General features: G+C 67.4%; 19 protein-coding genes and 2 pseudogenes. 13 read left to right on the top strand and 8 right to left on the bottom strand.

Features of this window, described 5'->3' with window-relative positions:
• The coding region (locus tag A5706_RS21450) for an NAD-dependent epimerase/dehydratase family protein (RefSeq protein ID WP_068134992.1) at positions 1-957 on the top strand (957 nt) is incomplete at its 5' end.
• An 18-nt stretch (positions 958-975) separates the two neighbouring features.
• Here A5706_RS21450 and A5706_RS21455 read toward each other — a convergent pair.
• Positions 976-2,001 carry a hypothetical protein gene (locus tag A5706_RS21455; RefSeq protein WP_068134995.1) on the bottom strand — a complete coding sequence of 342 codons (1,026 nt, stop codon included), beginning with the start codon at positions 1,999-2,001 and terminating at the stop codon, positions 976-978.
• 101 nt (positions 2,002-2,102) lie between these two features.
• On the opposite strand from A5706_RS21455, the gene A5706_RS21460 reads away from it, so the two are divergent.
• On the top strand, positions 2,103-2,486 hold the full coding sequence (locus A5706_RS21460; protein WP_068134998.1) for a DUF427 domain-containing protein: 384 nt from the start codon (positions 2,103-2,105) through the stop codon (positions 2,484-2,486).
• Here A5706_RS21460 and A5706_RS21465 read toward each other — a convergent pair.
• Positions 2,466-2,873, bottom strand: a complete 408-nt coding sequence (locus A5706_RS21465) for a nuclear transport factor 2 family protein (RefSeq protein ID WP_068135001.1) — start codon at positions 2,871-2,873, stop codon at positions 2,466-2,468. The genes A5706_RS21460 and A5706_RS21465 overlap by 21 nt on opposite strands.
• A 41-nt stretch (positions 2,874-2,914) precedes the next feature.
• Between A5706_RS21465 and A5706_RS21470 the strand changes: the two genes are divergently transcribed.
• Together A5706_RS21470 and A5706_RS21475 are read left to right on the top strand one after the other, a co-directional pair.
• Positions 2,915-3,871 carry a DNA-3-methyladenine glycosylase gene (locus A5706_RS21470; RefSeq protein WP_369831929.1) on the top strand — a complete coding sequence of 319 codons (957 nt, stop codon included), beginning with the start codon at positions 2,915-2,917 and terminating at the stop codon, positions 3,869-3,871.
• Positions 3,872-3,957: 86 nt separating this feature from the next.
• Positions 3,958-4,506, top strand: a complete 549-nt coding sequence (locus A5706_RS21475; RefSeq protein WP_068135007.1) for a Dps family protein — start codon at positions 3,958-3,960, stop codon at positions 4,504-4,506.
• Here the strand turns inward: A5706_RS21475 and A5706_RS21480 are convergent.
• On the bottom strand, positions 4,503-5,975 hold the full coding sequence (locus A5706_RS21480; RefSeq protein WP_068135010.1) for a chloride channel protein: 1,473 nt from the start codon (positions 5,973-5,975) through the stop codon (positions 4,503-4,505). The two genes, A5706_RS21475 and A5706_RS21480, sit on opposite strands and share 4 nt — an antisense overlap.
• A 75-nt stretch (positions 5,976-6,050) precedes the next feature.
• On the opposite strand from A5706_RS21480, the gene A5706_RS21485 reads away from it, so the two are divergent.
• The 8 genes from A5706_RS21485 (at position 6,051) to A5706_RS21520 (ending at position 13,995) form a co-directional block, all read left to right on the top strand.
• Positions 6,051-7,013, top strand: a complete 963-nt coding sequence (locus A5706_RS21485) for a pirin family protein (RefSeq protein WP_068135013.1) — start codon at positions 6,051-6,053, stop codon at positions 7,011-7,013.
• 2 nt (positions 7,014-7,015) lie between these two features.
• The gene (locus A5706_RS21490) at positions 7,016-7,651 is read left to right on the top strand and encodes a TetR/AcrR family transcriptional regulator (protein WP_068135017.1); all 636 of its coding nucleotides are present in this window, start codon (positions 7,016-7,018) and stop codon (positions 7,649-7,651) included.
• A 71-nt stretch (positions 7,652-7,722) separates the two neighbouring features.
• A complete protein-coding gene (locus tag A5706_RS21495; protein WP_068135020.1) occupies positions 7,723-8,664 on the top strand; it encodes a class I SAM-dependent methyltransferase in 942 nt (313 codons plus the stop codon).
• A 28-nt stretch (positions 8,665-8,692) separates the two neighbouring features.
• Positions 8,693-9,625 (top strand): class I SAM-dependent methyltransferase, encoded by a 933-nt coding sequence (locus A5706_RS21500; protein WP_197517924.1) that lies wholly within the window; start codon positions 8,693-8,695, stop codon positions 9,623-9,625.
• Positions 9,626-10,552, top strand: coding sequence for a class I SAM-dependent methyltransferase (locus A5706_RS21505; RefSeq protein WP_068135025.1), 927 nt, complete (start codon positions 9,626-9,628; stop codon positions 10,550-10,552).
• A 110-nt stretch (positions 10,553-10,662) separates the two neighbouring features.
• On the top strand, positions 10,663-12,102 hold the full coding sequence (locus tag A5706_RS21510; protein WP_068135028.1) for an aldehyde dehydrogenase family protein: 1,440 nt from the start codon (positions 10,663-10,665) through the stop codon (positions 12,100-12,102).
• A 59-nt stretch (positions 12,103-12,161) separates the two neighbouring features.
• The gene (locus A5706_RS21515) at positions 12,162-13,022 is read left to right on the top strand and encodes an SDR family oxidoreductase (protein WP_068135031.1); all 861 of its coding nucleotides are present in this window, start codon (positions 12,162-12,164) and stop codon (positions 13,020-13,022) included.
• A 4-nt stretch (positions 13,023-13,026) separates the two neighbouring features.
• Positions 13,027-13,995, top strand: a complete 969-nt coding sequence (locus tag A5706_RS21520; RefSeq protein ID WP_068135034.1) for an NADPH:quinone oxidoreductase family protein — start codon at positions 13,027-13,029, stop codon at positions 13,993-13,995.
• A gap of 7 nt (positions 13,996-14,002) precedes the next feature.
• Here A5706_RS21520 and A5706_RS21525 read toward each other — a convergent pair whose 3' ends face one another.
• The 5 genes and pseudogenes from A5706_RS21525 to A5706_RS21545 form a co-directional block, all read right to left on the bottom strand.
• Positions 14,003-15,712: a PE-PPE domain-containing protein gene (locus A5706_RS21525; protein ID WP_068135051.1), complete on the bottom strand. Its 1,710-nt coding sequence runs from the start codon at positions 15,710-15,712 to the stop codon at positions 14,003-14,005.
• 216 nt (positions 15,713-15,928) lie between these two features.
• The gene (locus A5706_RS21530; RefSeq protein WP_068135039.1) at positions 15,929-17,671 is read right to left on the bottom strand and encodes a PE-PPE domain-containing protein; all 1,743 of its coding nucleotides are present in this window, start codon (positions 17,669-17,671) and stop codon (positions 15,929-15,931) included.
• Between the two features lie 180 nt (positions 17,672-17,851).
• The gene (locus A5706_RS21535; RefSeq protein WP_068135042.1) at positions 17,852-19,513 is read right to left on the bottom strand and encodes a PE-PPE domain-containing protein; all 1,662 of its coding nucleotides are present in this window, start codon (positions 19,511-19,513) and stop codon (positions 17,852-17,854) included.
• A 109-nt stretch (positions 19,514-19,622) separates the two neighbouring features.
• Complete coding sequence (locus A5706_RS21540) at positions 19,623-20,444, bottom strand: tyrosine-protein phosphatase (protein ID WP_068135046.1); 822 nt, start codon at positions 20,442-20,444, stop codon at positions 19,623-19,625.
• A pseudogene (locus A5706_RS21545) lies at positions 20,437-21,567 on the bottom strand (acyl-CoA dehydrogenase family protein); the annotation flags it as partial. The pseudogene A5706_RS21545 and the gene A5706_RS21540, both read right to left, overlap by 8 nt.
• Positions 21,568-21,570: 3 nt before the next feature.
• Between A5706_RS21545 and A5706_RS33180 the strand changes: the two are divergent.
• Positions 21,571-21,747, top strand: a pseudogene (locus tag A5706_RS33180) (acyl-CoA dehydrogenase); the annotation flags it as partial.

Here is a 21,747-nt window from a genome sequence, read left to right on the forward strand (position 1 = left end):
GTGCGGGTCATGGTGCGCCCGAAAGCCAACACCCGCAGCATCGACGACCTGCAGGTCACCCGGTTTCAGGGCGACGTGTTCGACACCGACACGGTGCGCGAGGCGATGGACGGCGTCGACGACGTCTACTACTGCGTCGTCGACACGCGCGCCTGGCTGCGTGACCCGTCGCCGTTGTTCCGCACCAACGTGGACGGCCTGCGCAACGTTCTCGACGTCGCCGTCAAGGAACCGGGACTGCGCAGGTTCGTCTTCACCAGCACCTACGCGACGGTGGGCCGGCGACACGGGCACGTGGCGACCGAACAGGACGTGATCGACCCACGCGGCCTTACTCCGTATGTCCAATCCCGGGTCCAGGCCGAAGATTTGGTGATGCGCTACGTGGCCGAGGCGAGGCTGCCCGCCGTCGCGATGTGCGTCTCGACGACGTACGGCAGCGGAGACTGGGGCGGCACCCCGCACGGCGCGTTCATCGCCGGGGCGGTCTTCGGCAAGCTGCCCTTCCTGATGAACGGCATCCAGCTGGAGGTCGTCGGCGTCGACGACGCCGCGCGGGCCATGATCCTGGCCGCCGAGCGCGGCCGCATCGGGGAGCGATACCTGATCTCCGAGCGGATGTTCGCGCTGAATGATGTTGTCCGAATCGCGGCCGACGAGGCGGGCGTACCGCCGCCGCGACGCTCGATTTCGGTGCCGGTGCTCTACGCCCTGGCCGCGATGGGCACCCTGAGGGCGCGACTCACCGGCAAGGACTCCGAACTCAGCCTCAAGTCGGTGCGGATGATGCGCGCCGAAGCGCCCGTCGACAGCAGCAAGGCGATGCGCGAATTGGGCTGGCAGCCGCGCCCGGTCGAGGAATCGATCCGCGAAGCGGCCCGGTTCTGGGTCGCCCCGAAGGGAGCGCAGTCCGCTCGATCCGAGACGAAGGACAGCACCGCCGCCCAGGCCGAATAGCCTGCGCGCCTCGTCGGTTCAGTTCGCGGGCCGCGGCGGCAAGGTCGTGACGATCGCGTCGCCGGCCGCGGCGGACGAGGAGAGATGCAGCGGATGCAGCGGCAGTTCGCTCGTCTGCGTCAGCGCGGCCTGGTGTTGCAGGATGATGCCCTCGCGCAGCGCCCACGGGCTCACTTGCACAGTCGGAATCTGCAGGTAGCGCAGCGTCTCGAGGGCAACGATCGCGCCGGCCAGGATCTGTCCCGCCCGCGCCGTCGACACGCCACGCAGCCGGGCACGCTCGGCTGGGGTCAGCCGTTTGAGCCGGGGCAGGCAGCGAGCCAGGTCCGCCGTCGCCAAGGTGCGGCGGACGAACGGGCCCTTGCGCATCTTGGCGGCGCCGCACAACCGCGCCAACTGCCGGAACGTCTTCGACGTCACGACCACCTGGCCCGGTTTGCCCTCCCAGATGATCCGGTCGGCGACGTCACCTAGCTCGCTCTCGACGCGTTTTCGCAGGGCCTTGAGTTGCTTGCCGGAGGGCACGGGCGCGGAGCCGAAGAACTCGCGGGTGGCGCGGCCTGCCCCCAGCGGAAACGAGAAGGCGAAGTCGGGCGCCTGGTCACGACCGAAGGCCAGTTCCATCGAGCCCCCGCCGATATCGATGATGAGCATCCGCCCGGCCTGCCATCCGTACCAGCGGCGGACAGCGCCATAGGTCAGGCGAGCCTCTTGCTCGCCGGACAGCACCTGCAACCGAATCCCGCACTGATCTTCGATGTGGTCCAGCACGGCTTCCCGATTCGAGGCATCGCGAATCGCGGCCGTCGCGAACGGGTACAGCCATTCGACATCGAAGTCGCGCGCCGCGGAAACCGCTTGCTCCACGGCGGAAGTCACGTGGGCGATGCCCGATTTCGAGATCGAGCCGTCCTCGCCCAGCTGCTCACCGAGGTGGGTGTGCTCCTTGACGGCGCGGACCGGAAGCGGCGGGCTGCCCGCCATCGCGTCGACCACCTGCAGCTGCGCCGAGTTCGAGCCGACATCGAGAACTGCGAGTCTCATGGCGAGCGCATACCCCCGGATGTTCGACCTAAGCAGAGCGGGCGGGAAGTCTTGGGCCCGGCTTGGTGTTGCAACCTGCATCCGCGCCTGAGGAGGTACCCATGACCCACCCGGAAATCAAAGAACCGAGCGCCGGGCATCCGATCACCATCGAGCCGACGAAAGGCAGGGTGCAGGTGCGCGTCAACGGCGAACTCGTCGCCGACACTACCGCGGCGCTGGAGCTGCGCGAAGCGAGTTTGCCCGCGGTGCAATACATTCCGATAGGCGACGTGGCGTCCGACCGGCTTACCCGCACGGACACCAGCACGCACTGCCCGTTCAAGGGCGACGCCAGCTACTACAGCGTGACCACCTCCGCGGGCGAGACGGTCGTCGACGCGATCTGGACGTATGAGCAGCCCTATCCCGCCGTCGCGGCGATTGCGGGGCACGTCGCCTTCTACCCGAACAAGGCCGAGATCTCAGTAGGCCCCACTGGGTGATGGGGGCAGCGCGCGCTCTTGCGCGCGCGTGTCGCTGTATTCGCGCATCGAGACGATCAACCCGTCGCGTATCTCGAAGATGCATGCGAAGGGGCTGTCGTATTCGACCCCGTCGGTGTTGGTGCCGAATGCACGGGCCTCCATCACCACCGTGTCGCCGTCGGCGAAGCAACTGTGCAGCTCGACGCTGAGCTCAAGGCTCCGTTTGCGCCACTCAACCGATTGCCGCAACGTCGCCTTGTCGAACGCTATCCGGGTGTAAAGGCTCCAGTACGTGAAGTCGTCGCTCAGCAGCGAAAAGCCTTCGTCCAGGTCGGCACCCTCGGTCAGGCTCTGCAAGAACATCCAGGCGAGCTCCGTGTGCGGGCCATCAAATGGCGTCATCACATCGCAATATTGTCGTGGGACATCATCACCGGTCAAACGGCATGGTCCCTGGGACTCGCTGTGACCGCAGATTGCAGAGTGAACGGGTGACGAGTACGCGGACGGTCACATTCCCCGGGGCGGCCAGCTTCGGGCACACCTTGGCGCCCCTGCGGCACGGTCCGCGCGACCCGTGCTTCCGGCTGCCCGGCGACGGCACCATCTGGCGGACCAGCCTGCTGCCCAGCGGGCCCGTTACGGCGCGGATCAGCCGCGCCGCCGCCAACGCGGCCCATTGCGAGGCCTGGGGCGGCGGTGCTCAGGAGTTCATCGAGATGCTGCCCGCGATGCTGGGCGCCGACGACGACGCGTCGGACTTCGAGCCGCGCGACCCCATCGTTGCCGCCGCCCACCAACGCGTCCCGCACCTACGACTGGGCCGCACCGGACGGGTGCTGGAGGCCTTGATCCCGGCCATCATCGAGCAGCGGGTGCCGGGCGCCGACGCGTTCCGCTCCTGGCGCGTCCTGGTGTCCAAGCACGGGACCCCCGCGCCTGGGCCGGCGCCGGCCGGGATGCGGGTGCCGCCCTCGGCCGACGCCTGGCGGCACATCCCGTCGTGGGAGTTCCATCGCGCCAACGTCGACCCGAGGCGGGCGCAGACGGTGGTGGGTTGTGCGCGGCGCGCGGCCTCGCTGGAGCGGCTGGTGTCGCGCCCGGCGGAGGAGGCCCGCCGGGCTTTGACCTCCCTGCCGGGGGTGGGTGAGTGGACCGCGGCCGAAACCGCGCAGCGCGCATTCGGCGACGCCGACGCCGTGTCGGTGGGTGACTATCACATCCCGAAGATGATCGGCTGGACGCTGCTGGGCCGCCCCGTCGACGACGCCATGATGCTCGAGCTGCTCGAGCCGATGCGCCCACACCGCCACCGAGTGGTTCGGTTGCTCGAGGCCAGCGGGTTGGCGTACGAGCCGCGGCGCGGCGCCAGGCTGCCGGTGCAGCAAATCCACATGCTCTGACCCACGGTGTTTTCCGGGTGGGCCATCGGGTACCCAGCAGAGCAGTACCGTGTGCCAACCGCAGGGAAGGAAGCTAGGGAAACGCAATGACTCAGTTCACTATTCCGGGATTGACCGACAAGCAGGCGGCGCGACTGACCGAACTGCTGCAAAAGCAACTGAGCACCTACAACGACCTGCATCTCACGCTGAAGCACATCCACTGGAACGTGGTGGGCCCGAACTTCATTGGCGTGCACGAGATGGTCGATCCCCAGGTGGACGCGGTGCGCAACTTCGCCGACGATGTCGCCGAACGCATTGCGGCGCTTGGGGCTTCACCGCAGGGCACGCCGGGCGCGATCATCAGGGATCGCTCGTGGGACGACTATTCCGTCGGCCGCGACACGGTCCAGGCGCATCTGGCCGCGCTGGACCTGGTGTACAACGGCGTCATCGAGGACATCCGCCAATCCATCGACGAGACCGATGAACTCGACCCGGTGACCCAGGATTTGCTGATCGGGCAGGCGGGACAACTGGAGAAGTTCCAATGGTTTGTCCGGGCGCATCTGGAAAGCTCGGGCGGCGCCCTGGCCCACGAGGGCGCGAGCACCGAAAAGGACGCGGCAAGCAGCGCGCGGCGCGAGTCCTAGCTGTCGGTGGATGATTCGCCTTCGGCGACCGTCGAGGGCTGGCGCGCGCGCTCGGCCTCGGCGGTTTCCCGGTTCAGCCGCTGCGCCTCGTAGATGGTGACGTTGCTGCGCGACATCACCAGGGCCGCTATCCCGACGGCGAGGATCGCGCCCGGCACCACCGAAAACGAGCCGGTCATCTCGGCGACCATGATCATGATCGCCAGCGGTGCGCGCGCGACGCTGCCGAAGCAGGCCATCATCCCGACCACAACGAAGATGCCCGGCTCGTGCGGCACCCCGGGCAGACCGGACAGCTCGCCCAGCCGCCAGACCGCGGCCCCTACGAACGCGCCGATCACGATCCCCGGGCCGAACAGGCCGCCGGAGCCGCCGGTACCGATCGACAGCGATGTGGCCACGATCTTGGCGATCGGCAGGATGATGACGATCCACAGCGGGATCGCCATCAGCGACGCGCGGTCAGCCGCCAGCTGGGCCCAGCCGTAGCCACTGCTCAGGATCTGTGGGAGCACGAGTCCCAGCAGGCCCACGAGCAGTCCGCCCAGCGCCGGCTTGAGCACCGCGCCGCCGGGCAGCCGCCGGGTGAGCCGCACGGTGGCATGGAAGGTGCGGGCGTACAGGTAGCCGACCGCCGCCGCGACGAGACCGATGACCACGAACCACAGCAGCGGCCACGCCTTCTCGAAGCGGTATTCGGCATCGATGTAGCCGAACAGCGGATCGAAGCCCAGGAATGCCCCGAGCACCGCGTAGGCCGTGCCCGAAGTGATGAAGCCGGGGAGCAGGTAGCGGTAGTCGAAGTCGTCACGGTAGGGGATCGAGGCGGCCAGCACCGCCCCACCCAGGGGTGCGGCGAAGATCGCGCCGATGCCGGCGCCGATGCCCAGCGCCACCGCGGTCCGGCCGTCCTCGTCGGACAGGTTCAGCCGCCGGGCGAGCAGCGAGGAGAAGCCCGCCGAGATCTGCGCCGTCGGGCCCTCGCGGCCGGCCGAACCGCCCGATCCGATGGTCAGCGCGCTGGCCACCAACTTCACCAGCACGGCACGAAAGCGGATGGCGCGGGGATCGCCATGGACGGCCTGGATGGCCTCGTCCGTGCCGTGGCCGGTGGCCTCCGGGGCCAGCTTCGCCACGATCAACGCGGACAGCAACGCGCCGCCCGTCGTCACCAGCGGGATGGCCCACGCCCGGCTGAAGCCCGTCGACCCGTGGCCGCCACCCTCCCCAGCGGGCGTCGGGATGTGGTAGCCGGCCAGGTAGCCCAGCAGAAACTCGGCGGTGTACTTCAGCGCGAAGTAGAAGACGACGGCTCCCAGGCCGGCGATGAAGCCGATCGTGATGCCCAGCAGCAGCCACTTCTGCACGTAGCCCGATTTGCGGATCGATGCCCCGAAGCGTCCGCCCGCCGCGCGGGCCGGGGCCGCCGCGGGCTGGGGTTCCTCATCCGTCGGTTCTTCCCCGGGCACTACGTCATCTTAGGCAGACGGGAATAACCGGACTTCGGTCCGGTTATACGGACAGCTCTAATCGAGGAGGTAGACATGCCTGCAGTAACCGCAGACACGCTGACGCTGCCACGCGTCGGCGCCCCAGGTCCCGCCGACACCGAACGGCCGGTGCGATCGATCACCACCGGACCGCGAGGCTACGAGGGCGAGGGTTTCCCGGTGGTCCGCGCGTTCGCCGGGGTCAGCACCGCCGACCTGGATCCCTTCGTGCACATGGACCAGATGGGCGCGGTGGAGTACCAGCCGGGTGAACCTCGGGGCACCGATTGGCATCCGCACCGCGGGTTCGAAACCGTCACCTACATGATCGACGGCAAGTTCGCGCACCAGGATTCGCACGGTGGCGGCGGGCTGATCACCGACGGCGCGACCCAATGGATGACGGCGGGTTCGGGAATCCTGCACATCGAGACGCCGCCAGCCGAACTGGTCGAAAGCGGCGGCTTCTTCCACGGCGTCCAGCTGTGGGTGAATCTGCCGAAGCGGGACAAGTTCGCGGCACCCCGGTATCAGGCCATCGAGGGCGGCGACGCCGGGTTGGTGGCGTCGGAAGACGGCGGGGCCCTCGTCCGCATCATCGCCGGTGAGATCGGCGGCCAGCGCGGCCCCGGTATCACCCACACGCCGATCACGCTGACGCACGCGACGATCGAAAGCGGCGCCCGGCTCAACGTTCCGTGGCGGCGCGAATTCAATGCGCTGGTTTACGTACTGTCCGGCAGCGGATACGTCGGTCCGGTGCGCCACCCGATCCGCTCGGGGCAACTAGCGGTGCTCGGGCCGGGCGACCGGGTCACCGTGGGGGCCGGCCGGCACGCGATCGATGTGCTGCTGCTGGGTGGTCAGCCGATTCGCGAGCCGGTATTCCACTATGGGCCTTTCGTGATGAACACCCGCGCCGAATTGATCGAGGCGCTAGAGGACTACCAGGCCGGAAAATTCGGCACTATTCCGCCGAATGCGCTAATGCCCCACCGTGGCGGTGGCACACTCTAGAAATGCCGCAAACGGCGAGTCGCCGGCCGGGACGTCCCCCCGCCGCAAAGGCGGACGAGACGCGACAGCGGATCATGCAGGCGGCTCGCCTGGTATTCGCCGAGCGCGGCTACGACGGCGCCACGTTCCAGGCGATCGCGGCCCGCGCCGACCTGACCCGACCGGCGATCAACCATTACTTTTCTACCAAGCGGCTCTTGTATCGCGAGGTGTTGAAGCAGACGAACGCCCTCGTCATCGGCGCGGGGATGCGGCAGGCGGAGGCCGAGAAAACGCTGACGGGCCGGCTCACGGCGTTCATCACCGCCGCGGTGCGGGCAAACTCCGACAATCCCGCTGTCTCGGCATTTCTGATTGCCGCGGTGCTCGAGTCGCAACGGCATCCGGAATTAAGCGGAGCTGAAATTGATTCGGTCAAAATTAGCCGCGAATTTCTGGCGTCGGCGGTCAACGAGGCAATCGAGCGCCGAGAGGTCGCGCCCGATATCGACGCGGCCGCATTGGTCGAAACCCTAATAATCGTGCTTTGCGGCGTCGGGTTTTACGCCGGCTATATCCGCAGCTATGAAGAGATCCTCGCGATCAGCGACGTGCTGCGCCGGCTATTGGAAGGCGCCCTCTGGCGGCCGGAGGCCTGACCGGCCGGGCGCAGTGAAGTTGCGCACAAAGCGCATAGGCTAACTAACTTATTCGGTAGCATGGTCTCGCCATGACTGATGTGGACGCCTCCTTGCCGCCTTCCCTTCGGACCGCCGGTGACAGCTGGGCCATCACCGAACTCGTCGGCGCCACCGCGCTCGGGGTGGCCGCTGCGCGCGCCGCGGAAACGGCCGGTCCGGACCCGCTGATCCGCGACGAGTTCGCCGGCCTCTTGGTGTCGTCGGCCGGTGTCGCCTGGGCGCGGTTGGCCGACGCCGAGCTGGCCTGGCTCGACGGCGATCCGCACGGGCAACGTGCGCACCGGCTGGGCATCGACTACCAGGCGGTGCGCACCCGCTTCTTCGACGAATACTTCGGCGAGGCGGTCAACGCCGGGATCCGGCAGGTCGTGATCCTGGCCGCCGGGCTGGACTCCCGCGCCTACCGGTTGAACTGGCCGCCCGGCACCGCGGTGTACGAAATCGACCAGCCCAAGGTGCTCGAGTACAAGACCCGGACGTTGGAGGAGCACGGCGCGGTGCCGACCGCGACCCGGCGGCCCGTTCCGGTGGATCTGCGCGACGACTGGCCCGCGGCGCTGATCGCCGCCGGCTTCGACCGGACCCAGCCCACCGCGTGGCTTGCCGAGGGCTTGCTGCCCTACCTGCCGAGCGATGCCCAGGACCGGCTGTTCGAGATGTTCACCGAGCTCAGCGCGCCGGGCAGCCAGGTCGCGATCGAGGCGTTCGGGATGAACTCGCGAAGCAACTCGCAGCGCTGGCTGCGAATGCGGGAGCGGCTCGGCCTGGACGTCAACGTGCAGGCGCTGACCTTCCACGAGCCCGACCGCACTGACCCCGTCGCGTGGCTGACCGACCACGGTTGGCAGGTGGACGCCGTGAACAACCGCGACGAGATGGCCCGATTGGGCCGCCCCGTACCCGACGACCTGGACGACGAGGCGGTCCGCAGCACGCTGCTGCGCGCGCGTCTCGGCGGATCGAACAGCTGATGAAGGAGCAAGCAACGCGATGAGCTCACTGCGCACCCACGACGACACCTGGGACATCAAGACCAGCGTCGGGAGCACCGCGGTCATGGTGGCCGCCGCCCGCGCCGTCGAGACCGAACGGCCCGACCCGCTGATCCGTGACCCGTACGCCCGGCTGCTGGTCGAGGGCGCCGGCGCCGGTGTCCTGTGGGAGGCCATGCTCGACCCCGAGGTTGCGGCCAAGGTCGAAGCCCTCGACGAGGATTCCGCGGCCCACCTGCACCACATGCGCGGCTACCAAGCGGTGCGGACGCACTTCTTCGACACCTACTTCGCCGACGCCGTCGCCGCCGGGATCCGCCAGATCGTCATCCTGGCGTCGGGGCTGGACTCGCGCGCCTACCGGCTGGACTGGCCCGCCGGCACCACGGTATATGAGCTCGACCAGCCCGAGGTCCTGGCCTACAAATCCACCACCCTGGCCGAAAACGGCGTGACCCCCGCCGCGGACCGCCGCGAGGTGGCCATCGACCTGCGTCAGGACTGGCCGGCCGCGCTGCGGGCCGCGGGCTTCGACCCGACGCAGCGCACAGCGTGGCTGGCGGAGGGGCTGCTGATGTACCTGCCCGCCGAGGCCCAGGACCGGCTCTTCACCCTGATCGGCGAGCTGAGCCCGGCCGGCAGCCGGGTTTCGGCCGAGACCGCACCCAACCACGCCGACGAGCGGCGGCAGCAGATGCGCGAACGCTTCAGGAAGGTGGCCGACGAGATCGGCCTGGAGGAGACCGTCGACGTCGGGGAGCTGATGTACCGCGACGACCACCGCGCGGACGTCGCGGAGTGGCTCAACGAACACGGCTGGCGGGCGACGGCCGAGCATTCGATCGACGCGATGCGCCGGCTGGGCCGCCTGGTCGAGAACGTCCCGATGGCGGACGACAAGGACGCGTTCTCCGACTTCGTGATCGCCGAAAGGCTGTAAATGCCGCGCACCGCGAACGACTCCTGGGACATCGCCACCAGCGTCGGGGCGACCGCGGTGATGGTCGCGCTGGCCCGCGCCGCCGAGACCGCAAGCGCCGAGCCGTTGATCTCCGACCAGTTCGCCGAGGTGCTGGTGTCTACTCCCGAACTCGAGGGGGTTCGGGAGCAGGTCGCCGCCTGGTGGACGCCGGATCCCGACGACGAGGCCGCGGATTTCACAGTCGACTCCCGGCACATGATCAATTACCAGGCGGTGCGGACTCATTTCTTCGACGCGTACTTCGCCGATGCGGTGACCGCGGGGATCCGCCAGGTGGTGATCCTCGCGGCCGGCCTGGACTCGCGCGCCTACCGCCTCGACTGGCCGGACGGCACCGTGGTCTACGAGATCGACCTGCCCAAGGTGCTCGAGTACAAGGCCGAGACGCTCGCCGCGCACGGAGCCGCCCCGGTCGTCGACAGGCGACCGGTGCCCGTCGACCTGCGCCACGACTGGCCCCAGGCGCTGCGCGACGCCGGGTTCGATGCGACCCGTCCGACGGCATGGCTCGCCGAGGGGTTGCTGCCGTTTTTGCCGGCGGCCGCGCAGGAATCCATGTTCGCCTCCATCGACGAGCTGAGCGGACCGGGCAGCCGGGTGGCGGTCGAAATATTCGGCGTCGACCGGGAGAAGCGGCGCGAGGCCGAGCAAAGGTGGCAGGAGCTGAGGGACAGGCGCGCGGCGCGCGGCCAGGACACCTCGTTCAATCCGTTCGACCTCTGGTTCGACGACGAGGGACGCCCCGAGCCCGCCGACTGGTTCGGCGACCGCGGCTGGGCGACCCACGCGGTGAGCGCGCGCGACGAGGGGCTGAGGCTGGGCCGCGCGCCGCAGTCGGAGGAGCGGCCGTTCACGAACAGCTTCGTGACGGCAAGCAAACCTTGAGCTAGGGCGGATCCTTCCTAACTGCTCCCCCAACCGGATGGTTAGGATCGCGGTTATCACCGATGAGCGGCCACCCGCACTGCAGCGGGCGATTCTGCTCGGGAAGGACAATGATGACCACCGAATCGGTTGCACAGACAGCGTCGGAATCCACCCGATCCTCGAACGGCGCCCCAGCTCAGACGGTCGATATCCCCGCCACGGTGGCCCGGCTCCGCAGGACATTCGCCTCCGGGCGCACTCGCGACGTCGAGTGGCGCAGGCAGCAGCTGCTGCAACTGCAAAAGCTGATGGAGGAGAACGAGGAGGCCATCAGCACCGCCCTCGCCGCCGATCTGGACCGCAACAAATTCGAGTCGTTCATCGCCGACATCGCGACGACCGCCGGTGAGGCGAAATACGCGGCCAAGCACCTGCGGAAGTGGACGCGCCGCCGCTACCAAAGGCTGGAGCTGCCGCAGCGGCCCGGTCGCGGCTGGATCGAGTACGAGCCCTACGGCACCGTCCTGATCATCGGTGCCTGGAACTACCCCTTCTACCTGACGCTGGGTCCTGCCGTCGGGGCGATCGCCGCCGGGAACGCCGTCATCCTGAAGCCGTCGGAAATCGCCGCCGCGTCGTCGCGGCTGATGGCCGAGCTGGTGCCGCGCTACCTCGACAACGACGCGATCACGGTCGTGGAGGGCGACGGTGCGGTGAGCCAGGAACTCATCGCGCAGGGCCTCGACCGCGTGATGTTCACCGGCGGCACCGAGATCGGCCGCAAGGTCTACGAGGGCGCGGCGCCCCACCTGACCCCGTGCACGCTCGAGCTCGGCGGCAAGAGCCCCGTGATCGTGGCCGCCGACGCCGACGTGGACGTCGCGGCCAAGCGGATCGCATGGATCAAGCTGCTCAACGGCGGGCAGACGTGCGTCGCGCCCGACTATGTGTTGGCCGACGCGAAGATCCGCGACGAACTCGTCGACAAGATCAGCGCGGCAATCACCAAGATGCGCTCCAAGGAGCAGCAGGGAATTCGTATCGTCAACCAGCGCCAATTCGACCGGATCAGCGGTTACCTCGCGGAGGGGGACGGCAAGGTCACCGTCGGGGGCGCCTGCGACGCGTCGACGCTGCGGATCCAGCCGACGGTCGTCGTCGATCCCGACCCCGACGGCCCGCTGATGCAGAACGAGATCTTCGGGCCGATCCTGCCGGTGATCACGGTCCAATCCCTGGACGAGGCAATACGTTTCGTCAACTCGCGCCCAAAGCCGTTGTCCGCGTACCTGTTCACCAAGGCGAAAGACGTCCGCGAGCGGGTGATCAAGGAGGTGCCCGCCGGCGGCATGCTGGTCAACCACCTGGCGTTCCAGGTGTCGACGGCCAAGCTGCCGTTCGGCGGCGTCGGCGCCTCGGGCATGGGCGCCTACCACGGCAGGTACGGCTTCGAGGAGTTCAGCCACCGCAAGTCGGTGTTGACAAAGCCGACCCGGCCCGACCTGTCCAGCTTCATCTACCCGCCGTACACCGAGCGGGCCTTCAAGATGGCTCGCAGGATGTTCTGACGGCGTCGCCGCGCCAAATCGCTTGCTAGATCCAATGTTTCACACCAGAGAGGAACCTTATGCCCGGAGTGCAGGATCGCGTCATCGTCGTCACCGGAGCCGGTGGCGGGTTGGGGCGTGAATACGCCCTGACTCTCGCCAAGGAGGGCGCCAGCGTCATCGTCAACGACCTCGGCGGGGCGCGTGACGGCACCGGCGCCGGCCACAAGATGGCCGACGAGGTGGTCAACGAGATCAAGGACGCGGGGGGCCGGGCGGCCGCCAACTACGACAGCGTCGCCGACCCCGAGGGCGCCGAGAACATCATCAAGACCGCGCTCGACGAATTCGGCGCCATCCACGGTGTGGTGAGCAACGCCGGGATCCTGCGCGACGGCACGTTCCACAAGATGACATTCGAGAACTGGGACGCCGTGCTCAAGGTGCATCTGTACGGCGGCTACAACGTCATTCGCGCCGCCTGGCCGCACTTCCGGGAGCAGAGCTACGGCCGTGTCGTCGTCGCCACCTCCACCAGCGGGCTGTTCGGCAACTTCGGCCAGACCAACTACGGGGCGGCCAAGCTCGGCCTGGTCGGTCTGATCAACACGTTGGCGCAGGAGGGGGCCAAGTACAACATCCACGCCAACGCGCTCGCCCCGATCGCGGCCACCAGGATGACTCAGGACATCCTGCCGCCCGAGGTGTTCGAGAAGCTCACGCCGGATTTCGTTGCGCCGGTGATGGCTTACCTGTGCACCGAGGAATGCGCCGACAACGGGTCGGTTTTCATCGTCGGTGGCGGCAAGGTGCAGCGCACCGCGCTGTTCCAGAACGAGGGCGTCACCTTCGACCAGCCGCCGTCGGTGCAGGACGTCGCCGCGCACTGGGACGAGATCACGGACCTTTCCGCAGCGCAAAAGGCCGGATTCAAGCTGTAAGGCCATGAAAGCCTGTGTGGTGCAAGAGCTGTCCGGTCCGGACGGCATGGTCTTCACCGATATCGATGACGTCAGCGCCGACGGCAACCACGTCGTCATCGACGTTCGCGCCGCCGGGGTGTGCTTTCCGGACCTGCTGCTGACCAAGGGCGAGTACCAGCTGAAGCTGCCCCCGCCGTTCGTCCCCGGCATGGAAGCCGCCGGCGTGGTGCGTTCCGCGCCGGAAGGCTCCGGCTTCCGGGTGGGCGAGCGGGTCTCGGCCTTCGGCATCCTGGGTTCCTACGCGGAACAGGTGGCCGTCCCGGTGCCCAACGTGATGCGCAGCCCCGCGGAACTCGATGACGCCGAAGCGGTTTCGCTGCTGGTGAACTACAACACCATGTACTTCGCGCTGTCCCGCCGCGCCGCCATGCGGCCGGGCGACACCGTCCTGGTGTTGGGTGCGGCCGGCGGGGTGGGCACGGCGGCCATCCAGGTGGCGCGGGCGATGGGCGCGAAAAAGGTGCTGGCCGTGGTGCACCGGGAGGCTGCGACCGACTATGTCGGCTCGCTGGGCGCCGACCTGGTGGTTCCGCTGACCGACGGCTGGGCGGACCGGATACGTGACTACACCCAGGGCCGCGGGGTCGACATCGTCGTCGACCCGATCGGCGGACCGGCCTTCGACGACGCGATCCGGGTCCTGGCGATCGACGGCAAGCTATTGGTGATCGGTTTCGCCGCGGGTGGCATTCCGACGGTGAAGGTCAATCGGTTGCTGCTGCGCAACGTCAGCGTGGTGGGGGTCGCGTGGGGCGAGTACCTCAACAGGGTCCCCGGTTCGGCCGCGTTGTTTGCCTGGGGGCTGAGCCAGTTGGTCTTTCTCGGGCTGAAACCCCCTCCGCCGCAGCGTTTCCCGCTGTCGGAGGGGCCGGCCGCGCTACAGTGCCTGGCCGACGGGGGCGTGCTCGGCAAGCTCGTGCTCGAGCCCTGACCGGCGGTCAGATGGGGGCGGGGTTCGGCGCCCCGGTCAAGATCGTGAGTAATGCCTTCTGGATGGCAAGGAACTCGAAACCGCCCGCGAGCGTGGTCAATCCGACGCTGGCGGCGATCGGATCACCGAACGCGTCCATGAGCCCCTGAACAGGGTCGCCATTGACGGCTTCGATGACGCCGTTCAGGAACAAATTGGCGTCATACGACGGGAGGGTGATCGCCAGGGCCGTCGCGATATCGGCCGTCGGCAGCAGGGTTCCGTAGGCGGTCGAGAAGTCGGTCGTCAGAGTGCCGACGAGGTTGGTGTTCGCCGTCTCGATGCCCTGGAGGACGCCGGTGATGCTCGTCGGCATCGACGCCGAGGTGGGCAGGGTCAGCGCGGCGAGGGCCGACGATCCGGCCCCCGGAAGGGAACTCGCCAGGGCCGACATGTCGTTGGTGAAGGCGCCCACTCCCTGCTGGGTGCCGCTGACCAAGAGGGGCCCCAGGGCCGTGGTGGCGCTGAGCGGCGGCAGGAACCCGAACGGGGTCGGGACATCGGCCGGGCTTGTCGACCAACCAACGGTCGGGTCGCCGTAGCCCCAGTTGATGAGGGCCTTCAGGTCCGGCTGCAGCAGGTCCGCGATCGGGTTGCCGATGATCGGGAACGCCCGCAGCGGCTCCAACAGCGGCAGGTTCTCGGTTCGAATCATGTAGTAGTGAGTCATCGTGGGCGCTCCAGACTGACCCAACGGGGTTGCCCCAGCGAGCTGAGAGGGCGTCAGGAACAGGTACGTGCCATGCACGTAGGAGATGCCCAACAGCGCGTTGAGGTCGGCGAGGAAGTCGATCGGGTAGCGCGGGAAGTCCGCGAAGCCGTCGTATTCGAGCGTCCAAATGTTGGTCGGGAAATCGTTGCTGGGCGTCGAGGCGCCGAAAGTGATCCCCACACTCGGAATGGTCAGGCCGGGAAAGCGCGACAGCAGGCCACCGTTGGGATTGGCGGGATCGCCGGTGAGCGTGAAGAAGGCATTCGACGCGTTGTAGTTCTCGGCAAGAAGTTTCGGCATTTCCATCGAGGCGACGATCGCGCTCTGCGAAACCCCGAAAACGGAGACCACCTTGCCACTGCCGGGCGGGCCGAGTACCGAGGTGATCGCGGTGTCCAGCGCCCCGACGCCGCGGGCGAGCGAGATGTCCAACGTCAGGTCCTTGGTACCGAAGATCGGGTACAGACCCTCCGCCGTGGAGACGGCCGTAAGGACGTTCGTCGGCAGCGTGTGGAAGTTCGACAGGTACAGGTTGTAGGCCTGGTTCATGAAATCCGGCGGCGGTATCGCAAAGCCGCTGCCCGACATGATCAGAATGGCGTCAACCGTTGTAGGTGTCGCCGCCTGGGTTACCGCGGTGAATGCCGGGGCGCCGGCCCCGCCGGTGAGGCCGAGCGCGCCGGCGATCTGGGCTTCGGCTTGCGCGTAGGCGCTGCCCGCGGCGCCCAACGCGGCAACGAACTGATCGTGGAATGCGGTCGCCTGGCGCAGCAGCGCCTGGTATTCCTGGCCGTATGCGCCGAAGAACCGGGCGGCGATGGCGGACACCTCGTCTTGGGCCGCCGCCGCCAGGCTCGTGGTGGGTCCGGCGGCGGCCGCCCTGGCCTCGTTGATCGCCGAACCGATTACCGAAGCATCCGCAGCGGCCGTCGCCACGATCTGGGGATGCGTGATCAAGCTCGTCATCGGCATTTCCTTCAAATTGGCGCACTCGTATCGATGCCGACGACGTCGCCATACCGATGGCCGGCCACATCGCTTGAACCGGCAGCAGCTAGCTTAGGAGCGGTCGCGCGCTCATGTCGAGGTCTGGCACCCGATCTGGATCTAGTCCAGGGATCGGCAGCGAGGGCGACAAGTCAATTAATGCCCTCGGATCCGAAAGGCATATGCCGCAACGGATCAGAAGGGGCCGGGGTGCGGCGTGCCGAGGAAGATCGTTTCGGCGGAGTTCACGATGCTCAGGAATTCGAAGCCGCCCGCGAGGGTGAACAGCCCCACATCGGCGGCGATCGGTCGGCCGAAGGCGTCCATCAGGCCCTGAACCGGGTTGCCCGTTATCGCTTCGTTGATGCCGTCCAGGAACAGATTGACGTCGTACGACGGCACCGACACCGCGAGTGCCGTAGCGATGTCTGCCGTCGGAAGCAGCGTCGCATAAGCGGTCGAGGCATCGCCCGCGATCGTGCCGGCGATGTTGCTGTTCGCCGACTGGATGGCCTGAATGACGCCGGTGATCGTCGTCGGCATCGACGCCGACGAAGGCAGGGTGAGCGCGGGAAGCCCGCCGCCGCCGCTCGATGCGGCCGAAGCAGCCAGATGCGACAGGTCGTTGGCGAAGGCGCTGACGCCCTGCTGGGTGGCGCCGGGCAGGAGCGCGGCCAGTTCCGTCGTTGCGCTCAGCGGCGGCAGGAACCCGAACGGGGTCTGCACATTTGACGGGCTGGTCGAGTAGCCGTAGTTGGGGTCGCCGTAGCCCCAGTTGACGAGGAGCTTCAGGTCCGGCTGAATCAGGTCGGCCAGGGGGGTCCCGATGACGGGGATGGCCCGTAGCGGCGTCAACAGCGGCAGGTTCTCCGTCGGGATCATGTAGTAATCGGTCATGCCGTTGGCGGGATCGAGGACGTGCGACCCGAGCAACGGGTGGGCCAAAGCTAACTGCGCGTTCGTCAGAGTTGGGTAGGTGCCGTGCACGAAGACAATGCCAGCGAGGGCGTTGAGGTCGGAGAAGATATCGATCGGATAGCGCGGGAAGTCCGCGAAGCCGTCGTATTGGAGCGAGTAGATGGTCGTCGGGAAATCGTTGGCGGGCGTCGAGGTCCCGAACGTGATCCCCAGGCTGGGAAGGCTTAGCCCCGGGAATCGCGCGAGCAGGCCGCCGTTGGGGTTGGCGGGGTCACCGAGGAGGGTGAAGTACGCCTGGACCGCACTGCCGCCCGTCCCATTCGTAAAGCCCTCGGCAAGGAGTTTCGGCATTTCCAGCGAGGCGATGATCGAGCTCTGCGAGTAGCCCAGAACCGAAACGGCATTGCCACTGCCGGGGAGGATCGCGGCCTTGATCGCGTTGTCCAGCTCGGTGACGCCACGGGCCAGCGATATGTCAAGCGTCAGGTCCTTGACACCGGTATACGGATAGAGCCCCTCGGCCGTCGACACCGCTTGAAGGGGACCGACGAATTGGTTGAGATTGCCGAACTGGCCGTTCAAATACCGGTTGAAGACATTAGTTAAATAGGTCGTCGAGGGTGTAGCCGTGCCGCTGCCGGTCATGATCAAGTTCGCAACGACATTGAATGTCGGATCCGTTGGCGTGAACGTCCCGACCGCCGGCCCGCTCGCCGCAGTGAGCCCGAGTGAGGCGGCGATCTGGGCTTCGGCTTGCGCGTAAGCGTTTCCGGCGCCGGCCAACGCCGCGACGAACTGCCCATGGAACGCGGACGCCTGCTGCAGCAGCGCCTGGTATTCCTGACCGAACGAGCCGAAGAACTGCGCGGTGATGGCCGACACTTCGTCTTCGGCCGCCGCGGCGAGACTCGTTGTGGGGCCGGCCGCGGCCGCCTTGGCCTCTTCGATCACCGAACCGATGGCAGAAGCATCCGCTGCGGCCGTCGTCAAGATCTGGGGCTGCGTGATCAAGGTCGTCATCGCCTCTTCCCTTCCGCGCTGAGGGGTAAGCGTGTTGGGCCCGAGGACGCCGTCAACCTCGGCTCGGGCACCGGCACCCAGCTAGCTTAGGAGCGACAGCGTCTTCTTGTTGGCGTTTTGCACCGGTGTTTTTGCTTCTACAGCATTCATTCCCGAACTGGGCAGGACCCATTGTGCGCGTTACGGAATGAGGCTCTGGATGTCCTTGACGTTGCTCGAGAGCGCCGAAACGATGGTCAGGAATTCGACCCCGCCCGCCACGGTCCCCAACCCGACGTCGGCGGCGATCGGATAACCGATCGCGTTGACGAGGTTGCCCTGACCGAGCTGGCTCAGGAATAGCTCGGTGTCGTAGAAGGGCAGCTCGGTCGCGAGGGAGTAGCCGATGTCGACTGTTGGAAGCGCGACGGCGTAGTCGGTCGTGACGATCTTGTTGACGGTGTCGAAGACCTGTTGCGGCGACGGGAAGTTCGCCAGCGTCGTCGTCGGATTCGGCGGCGAACTCGGCAGGGTGAACTGCGGCGCGACGGTGGTCGGCTGCGACGCGATCTGCTGCAGGTCGACCGAGAAGTCGTGGATTCCCTGCTGGGTTCCGGTCGCCAGCGCGTTGAACACGGTGGCGGGGTTGGCATCCGGGAACAAGCCGAACGGCGTCGGCAAGTCCGCGGGGCTGGTCGAGTACCCGAGGGTGGGATCGGGACCGTAGCCCAAATTCACCAATACCTTCATGTCCGGTTGGATCAAATCGACCAGCGGCTTGCCGATCACCGGTATGGCATCCAGCGGCTTCAGCAGTGGCAGGTCCGCCGTGGGAATCACGTAGTAGGTGGTGTTTCCGGTGTAGCCCGGCGACGTCGGCAATTGAATCGCGTTATTGACCTGGGTCGGCGTGAGGTCCAGATAAGTGGTGTGCACGAACACGATTCCCGCGACCGCGTTCAGGTCGGAAACGATATTGATCGGATACCGCGGGAAGTCGGCGAACCCGTCGTATTCGAGCGTGTAATTGGCCACGTGGTAGGGCGTGTTGGCGTTCATCGCGGGATAGAAGTCGAGACCCAGGGCGGGCAGGGAGAGATTCGGGAACCGCGACAGCAGGCCGCCGTTGGGGTTGACCTCGTTGCCGGTCAGCACGAAGTTGAGCATGTTGACGGGCGGAGGGTTCGCGCCGAACAGAGAGGTGCCGTTGGTGAGGTTCTGCATCTCCAGTGAGGAGATGATGGCGCTCTGCGAAATGCCGAAAACGGTGACCGATTGCCCCTGATTGTGGATCGTGTTGTACAGCGTGTTGTCGAGAATCGTCACGCCCTCGACCACCGACTGATTGAGCGGCAGGCTTTTCACACCGGTCAGCGGGTAGAGCTGCTCGGGCGTGTACAGCGCTTGCAGGATGCCGCTCGCCGACTGGACGTAGAGGTTGTTGGCCCGCGTGACGAATGACGGCGACGGGATGGGAACCCCGGTGCCGCCGATGAATATCGACACCAGGTTTGCCGGGAACGGCGGAATGGTGGCGGCCGGGGCGGGCGCGCCGGCGGCTCCCAGGCCGAGGGTCGCGGCGACGGCCGCCTCGGTCTCGGCATAGGCGAACCCGCCGGAGGCCAGCGTCTGCTGGAATTGGTTGTGATACGACTCGAACCGCGCGACGAGGTCCTGATACTGCTGGCCGAAAGTGCCGAATACATCGGCGATGGCGGCCGACACCTCGTCGCCCGCCGCCGCCGCCACACCCGACGTCGGCGCCGCCGCGGCGGCGGTGGCGACGGTGAATGCCGATCCGATTCCCTCGATTTCCGCCGCGACCGACGCCATCATCTGCGGCTCGGCAAGCACATACGTCATCGGCCCGAATCCTTTCCCCGACAAAGGCGCGACTCGACCGCTGCAGCGGACCCCGTCAGCCTAGGGTGATCTCGCGATCCTGTCCGGCATTTGCGCGGCCGACGCCCGCTCAGCCGAGCAGTTGGCCGCGCAGTCGATCCAGATCGGCGTCGGTGATGCCCGCGTCGCTCAGATAGCCGCCGAGCGAACCGAATTCGGCGTCGATCGTTTGGCGGGCGGCGGCCAGGTATTCCGGACGCACGCCGAGGACGCCGTCGGACAGCCGCGCCTCGGTGAACGTCACCACCTCCGGGGTCAGTTCGGTATCCCCCCGCTGCTGGATCATTTCGAAGATCCGCGACCGAAGTTCGGGCACGGCGTCGTTGCTGCGCAAGAAGTCGGCGACGATGGTGTCTTGGTCGACGCCGATCGCTTCCAGCACGGTGGCGATCACGAAGCCGGTGCGGTCCTTGCCCGCGAAGCAGTGGGTCAGCACCGGGCGACCCGCGGCCAGCAGCGTGACGACACGGCGCAGCGCGCGCTGCGCCCCATTGCGTGTCGGGAATTGCCGATACTCATCGGTCATGAATCGGACGGCGGTCTCGTTCACCGACTCTTCCGAGCCGTCGGCTTCGCCCCTCAACAGCCGCTGGAACGCCTCCTCGTGCGGCGCCGCCGCTTCGGCCTCCGAGTCGGCCAGGTCGGGGAACGGCAGCAGGTGAACTTCGACGCTGTCGGGGACCTGACCCGGGCCGCGCCTGGCGACCTCGCGTGCCGCGCGCAGGTCGGCGACGTCGGTGATGCCCAGCCGGCGCAGCGTCGCCCGGCCGTCGTCGTCGAGGCGGCTCAGCTCGCCGGACCGGAACACCCGCCCGGGCCGCAGCGCGTCGACACCGTCGGCGACGTCACGAAAGTTCCACGCGCCGGACAGTTCTCGCACGGCTTCAGCCATGCCGGGTAACCGCCGCGGCGAGCGCGGATTGCTCCCCGCCGAGCTCGTAGCGCGCGATGGTCCGCATGTGCACCTCGTCGGGCCCGTCGAAAAGGCGCATGGCGCGATGCCAGCCGTATGACCGGGCCAGCACGGTGTCCTCGCTGACGCCGGCGGCCCCGTGCACCTGGATGGCGCGGTCGATCACGTTGCAGGCCACTTGCGGGGCGACCGCCTTGATCTGCGAGACCAACAGATGGGCGGCCTTGTTGCCATGCTGGTCGATCGTCCAGGCCGCCTTCTCGCACAGCAGCCGGGCCTGGTCGATCTCGTTGCGGGACTTGGCAATTGCCTCGCGCACCACGCCCTGCTCGGCCAGCGGGCGGCCGAACGCCACCCGGTTGCGCGCGCGGTCGGCCATCAGGGCCAGCGCGCGTTCGGCGCCGCCCAGCGCGCGCATGCAGTGGTGGATGCGGCCCGGCCCCAGCCGGGCCTGGGCGATCGCGAAGCCGGCGCCCTCTTCGCCGAGCAGGTTGGTCACCGGCACCCGGACGTTGTCGTAGACGATCTCGCAGTGCCCGGGCTGGTCCTGGTAACCGAAGACCGTCGTCGAGCGAACGATGGTCACACCTGGCGTGTCGACGGGGACCAGCACCATCGACTGCTGCTGGTGGCTGGCCGCGTCGGGGTTGGTGCGGCCCATCACGATGAGGATCTTGCAGCGCGGGTCGGCCGCCCCGGACGTCCACCACTTGCGGCCGTTGATGACGTAGTCGCCGCCGTCGCGCTCGATCGACGTTTCGATGTTGCGGGCGTCGCTGCTGGCGACCGCAGGCTCGGTCATCGAGAAGGCGCTGCGGATCTCCCCGGCCAGCAAGGGCTCCAGCCACTGCCTGCGCTGCTCCTCGGTGGCGAACAGGTGCAGGGTCTCCATGTTGCCGGTGTCCGGCGCCGCGCAGTTGAGCGCCTCGGGAGCGATCTCCAGGCTCCAGCCGGTCAGCTCGGCCAGCGGGGCGTACTCCAGGTTCGTCAACCCCGACTCGGCCGGCAGGAACAAATTCCACAGGCCCTGCTGTTTGGCCTTGATCTTCAGTTCCTCGATGACCGGCGGAACCGTGTGGTCATTCGGGCCGGCCTCGTGACGGTCATGGACTTCGCGATGTCGGCCAAAGCCAGCGATTATCACAAGCGATTGTCCGACTTCATGATCGAGTACGTGTTCCCGGCCGAGGCCGAATACGACAAATACCGTCACGAGGCCGGCCCGAATGACCACACGGTTCCGCCGGTCATCGAGGAACTGAAGATCAAGGCCAAACAGCAG

The sequence above is a fragment of the Mycobacterium sp. E796 genome (assembly GCF_001672815.1).
In the GTDB taxonomy this organism is placed as follows: Bacteria; Actinomycetota; Actinomycetes; order Mycobacteriales; family Mycobacteriaceae; genus Mycobacterium.

Excerpts from the sequence above, each read along its gene's own strand:
- A5706_RS21455 (WP_068134995.1), bottom strand. The coding sequence starts at position 2,001 with ATGAGACTCGCAGTTCTCGATGTCGGCTCGAACTCGGCGCAGCTGCAG.
- A5706_RS21460 (WP_068134998.1), top strand. The coding sequence starts at position 2,103 with ATGACCCACCCGGAAATCAAAGAACCGAGCGCCGGGCATCCGATCACC.
- A5706_RS21470 (WP_369831929.1), top strand. The coding sequence starts at position 2,915 with ATGGTCCCTGGGACTCGCTGTGACCGCAGATTGCAGAGTGAACGGGTG.
- A5706_RS21475 (WP_068135007.1), top strand. The coding sequence starts at position 3,958 with ATGACTCAGTTCACTATTCCGGGATTGACCGACAAGCAGGCGGCGCGA.
- A5706_RS21485 (WP_068135013.1), top strand. The coding sequence starts at position 6,051 with ATGCCTGCAGTAACCGCAGACACGCTGACGCTGCCACGCGTCGGCGCC.
- A5706_RS21490 (WP_068135017.1), top strand. The coding sequence starts at position 7,016 with ATGCCGCAAACGGCGAGTCGCCGGCCGGGACGTCCCCCCGCCGCAAAG.
- A5706_RS21495 (WP_068135020.1), top strand. The coding sequence starts at position 7,723 with ATGACTGATGTGGACGCCTCCTTGCCGCCTTCCCTTCGGACCGCCGGT.
- A5706_RS21505 (WP_068135025.1), top strand. The coding sequence starts at position 9,626 with ATGCCGCGCACCGCGAACGACTCCTGGGACATCGCCACCAGCGTCGGG.
- A5706_RS21510 (WP_068135028.1), top strand. The coding sequence starts at position 10,663 with ATGATGACCACCGAATCGGTTGCACAGACAGCGTCGGAATCCACCCGA.
- A5706_RS21515 (WP_068135031.1), top strand. The coding sequence starts at position 12,162 with ATGCCCGGAGTGCAGGATCGCGTCATCGTCGTCACCGGAGCCGGTGGC.
- A5706_RS21520 (WP_068135034.1), top strand. The coding sequence starts at position 13,027 with ATGAAAGCCTGTGTGGTGCAAGAGCTGTCCGGTCCGGACGGCATGGTC.
- A5706_RS21525 (WP_068135051.1), bottom strand. The coding sequence starts at position 15,712 with ATGACGAGCTTGATCACGCATCCCCAGATCGTGGCGACGGCCGCTGCG.
- A5706_RS21530 (WP_068135039.1), bottom strand. The coding sequence starts at position 17,671 with ATGACGACCTTGATCACGCAGCCCCAGATCTTGACGACGGCCGCAGCG.
- A5706_RS21535 (WP_068135042.1), bottom strand. The coding sequence starts at position 19,513 with ATGACGTATGTGCTTGCCGAGCCGCAGATGATGGCGTCGGTCGCGGCG.
- A5706_RS21540 (WP_068135046.1), bottom strand. The coding sequence starts at position 20,444 with ATGGCTGAAGCCGTGCGAGAACTGTCCGGCGCGTGGAACTTTCGTGAC.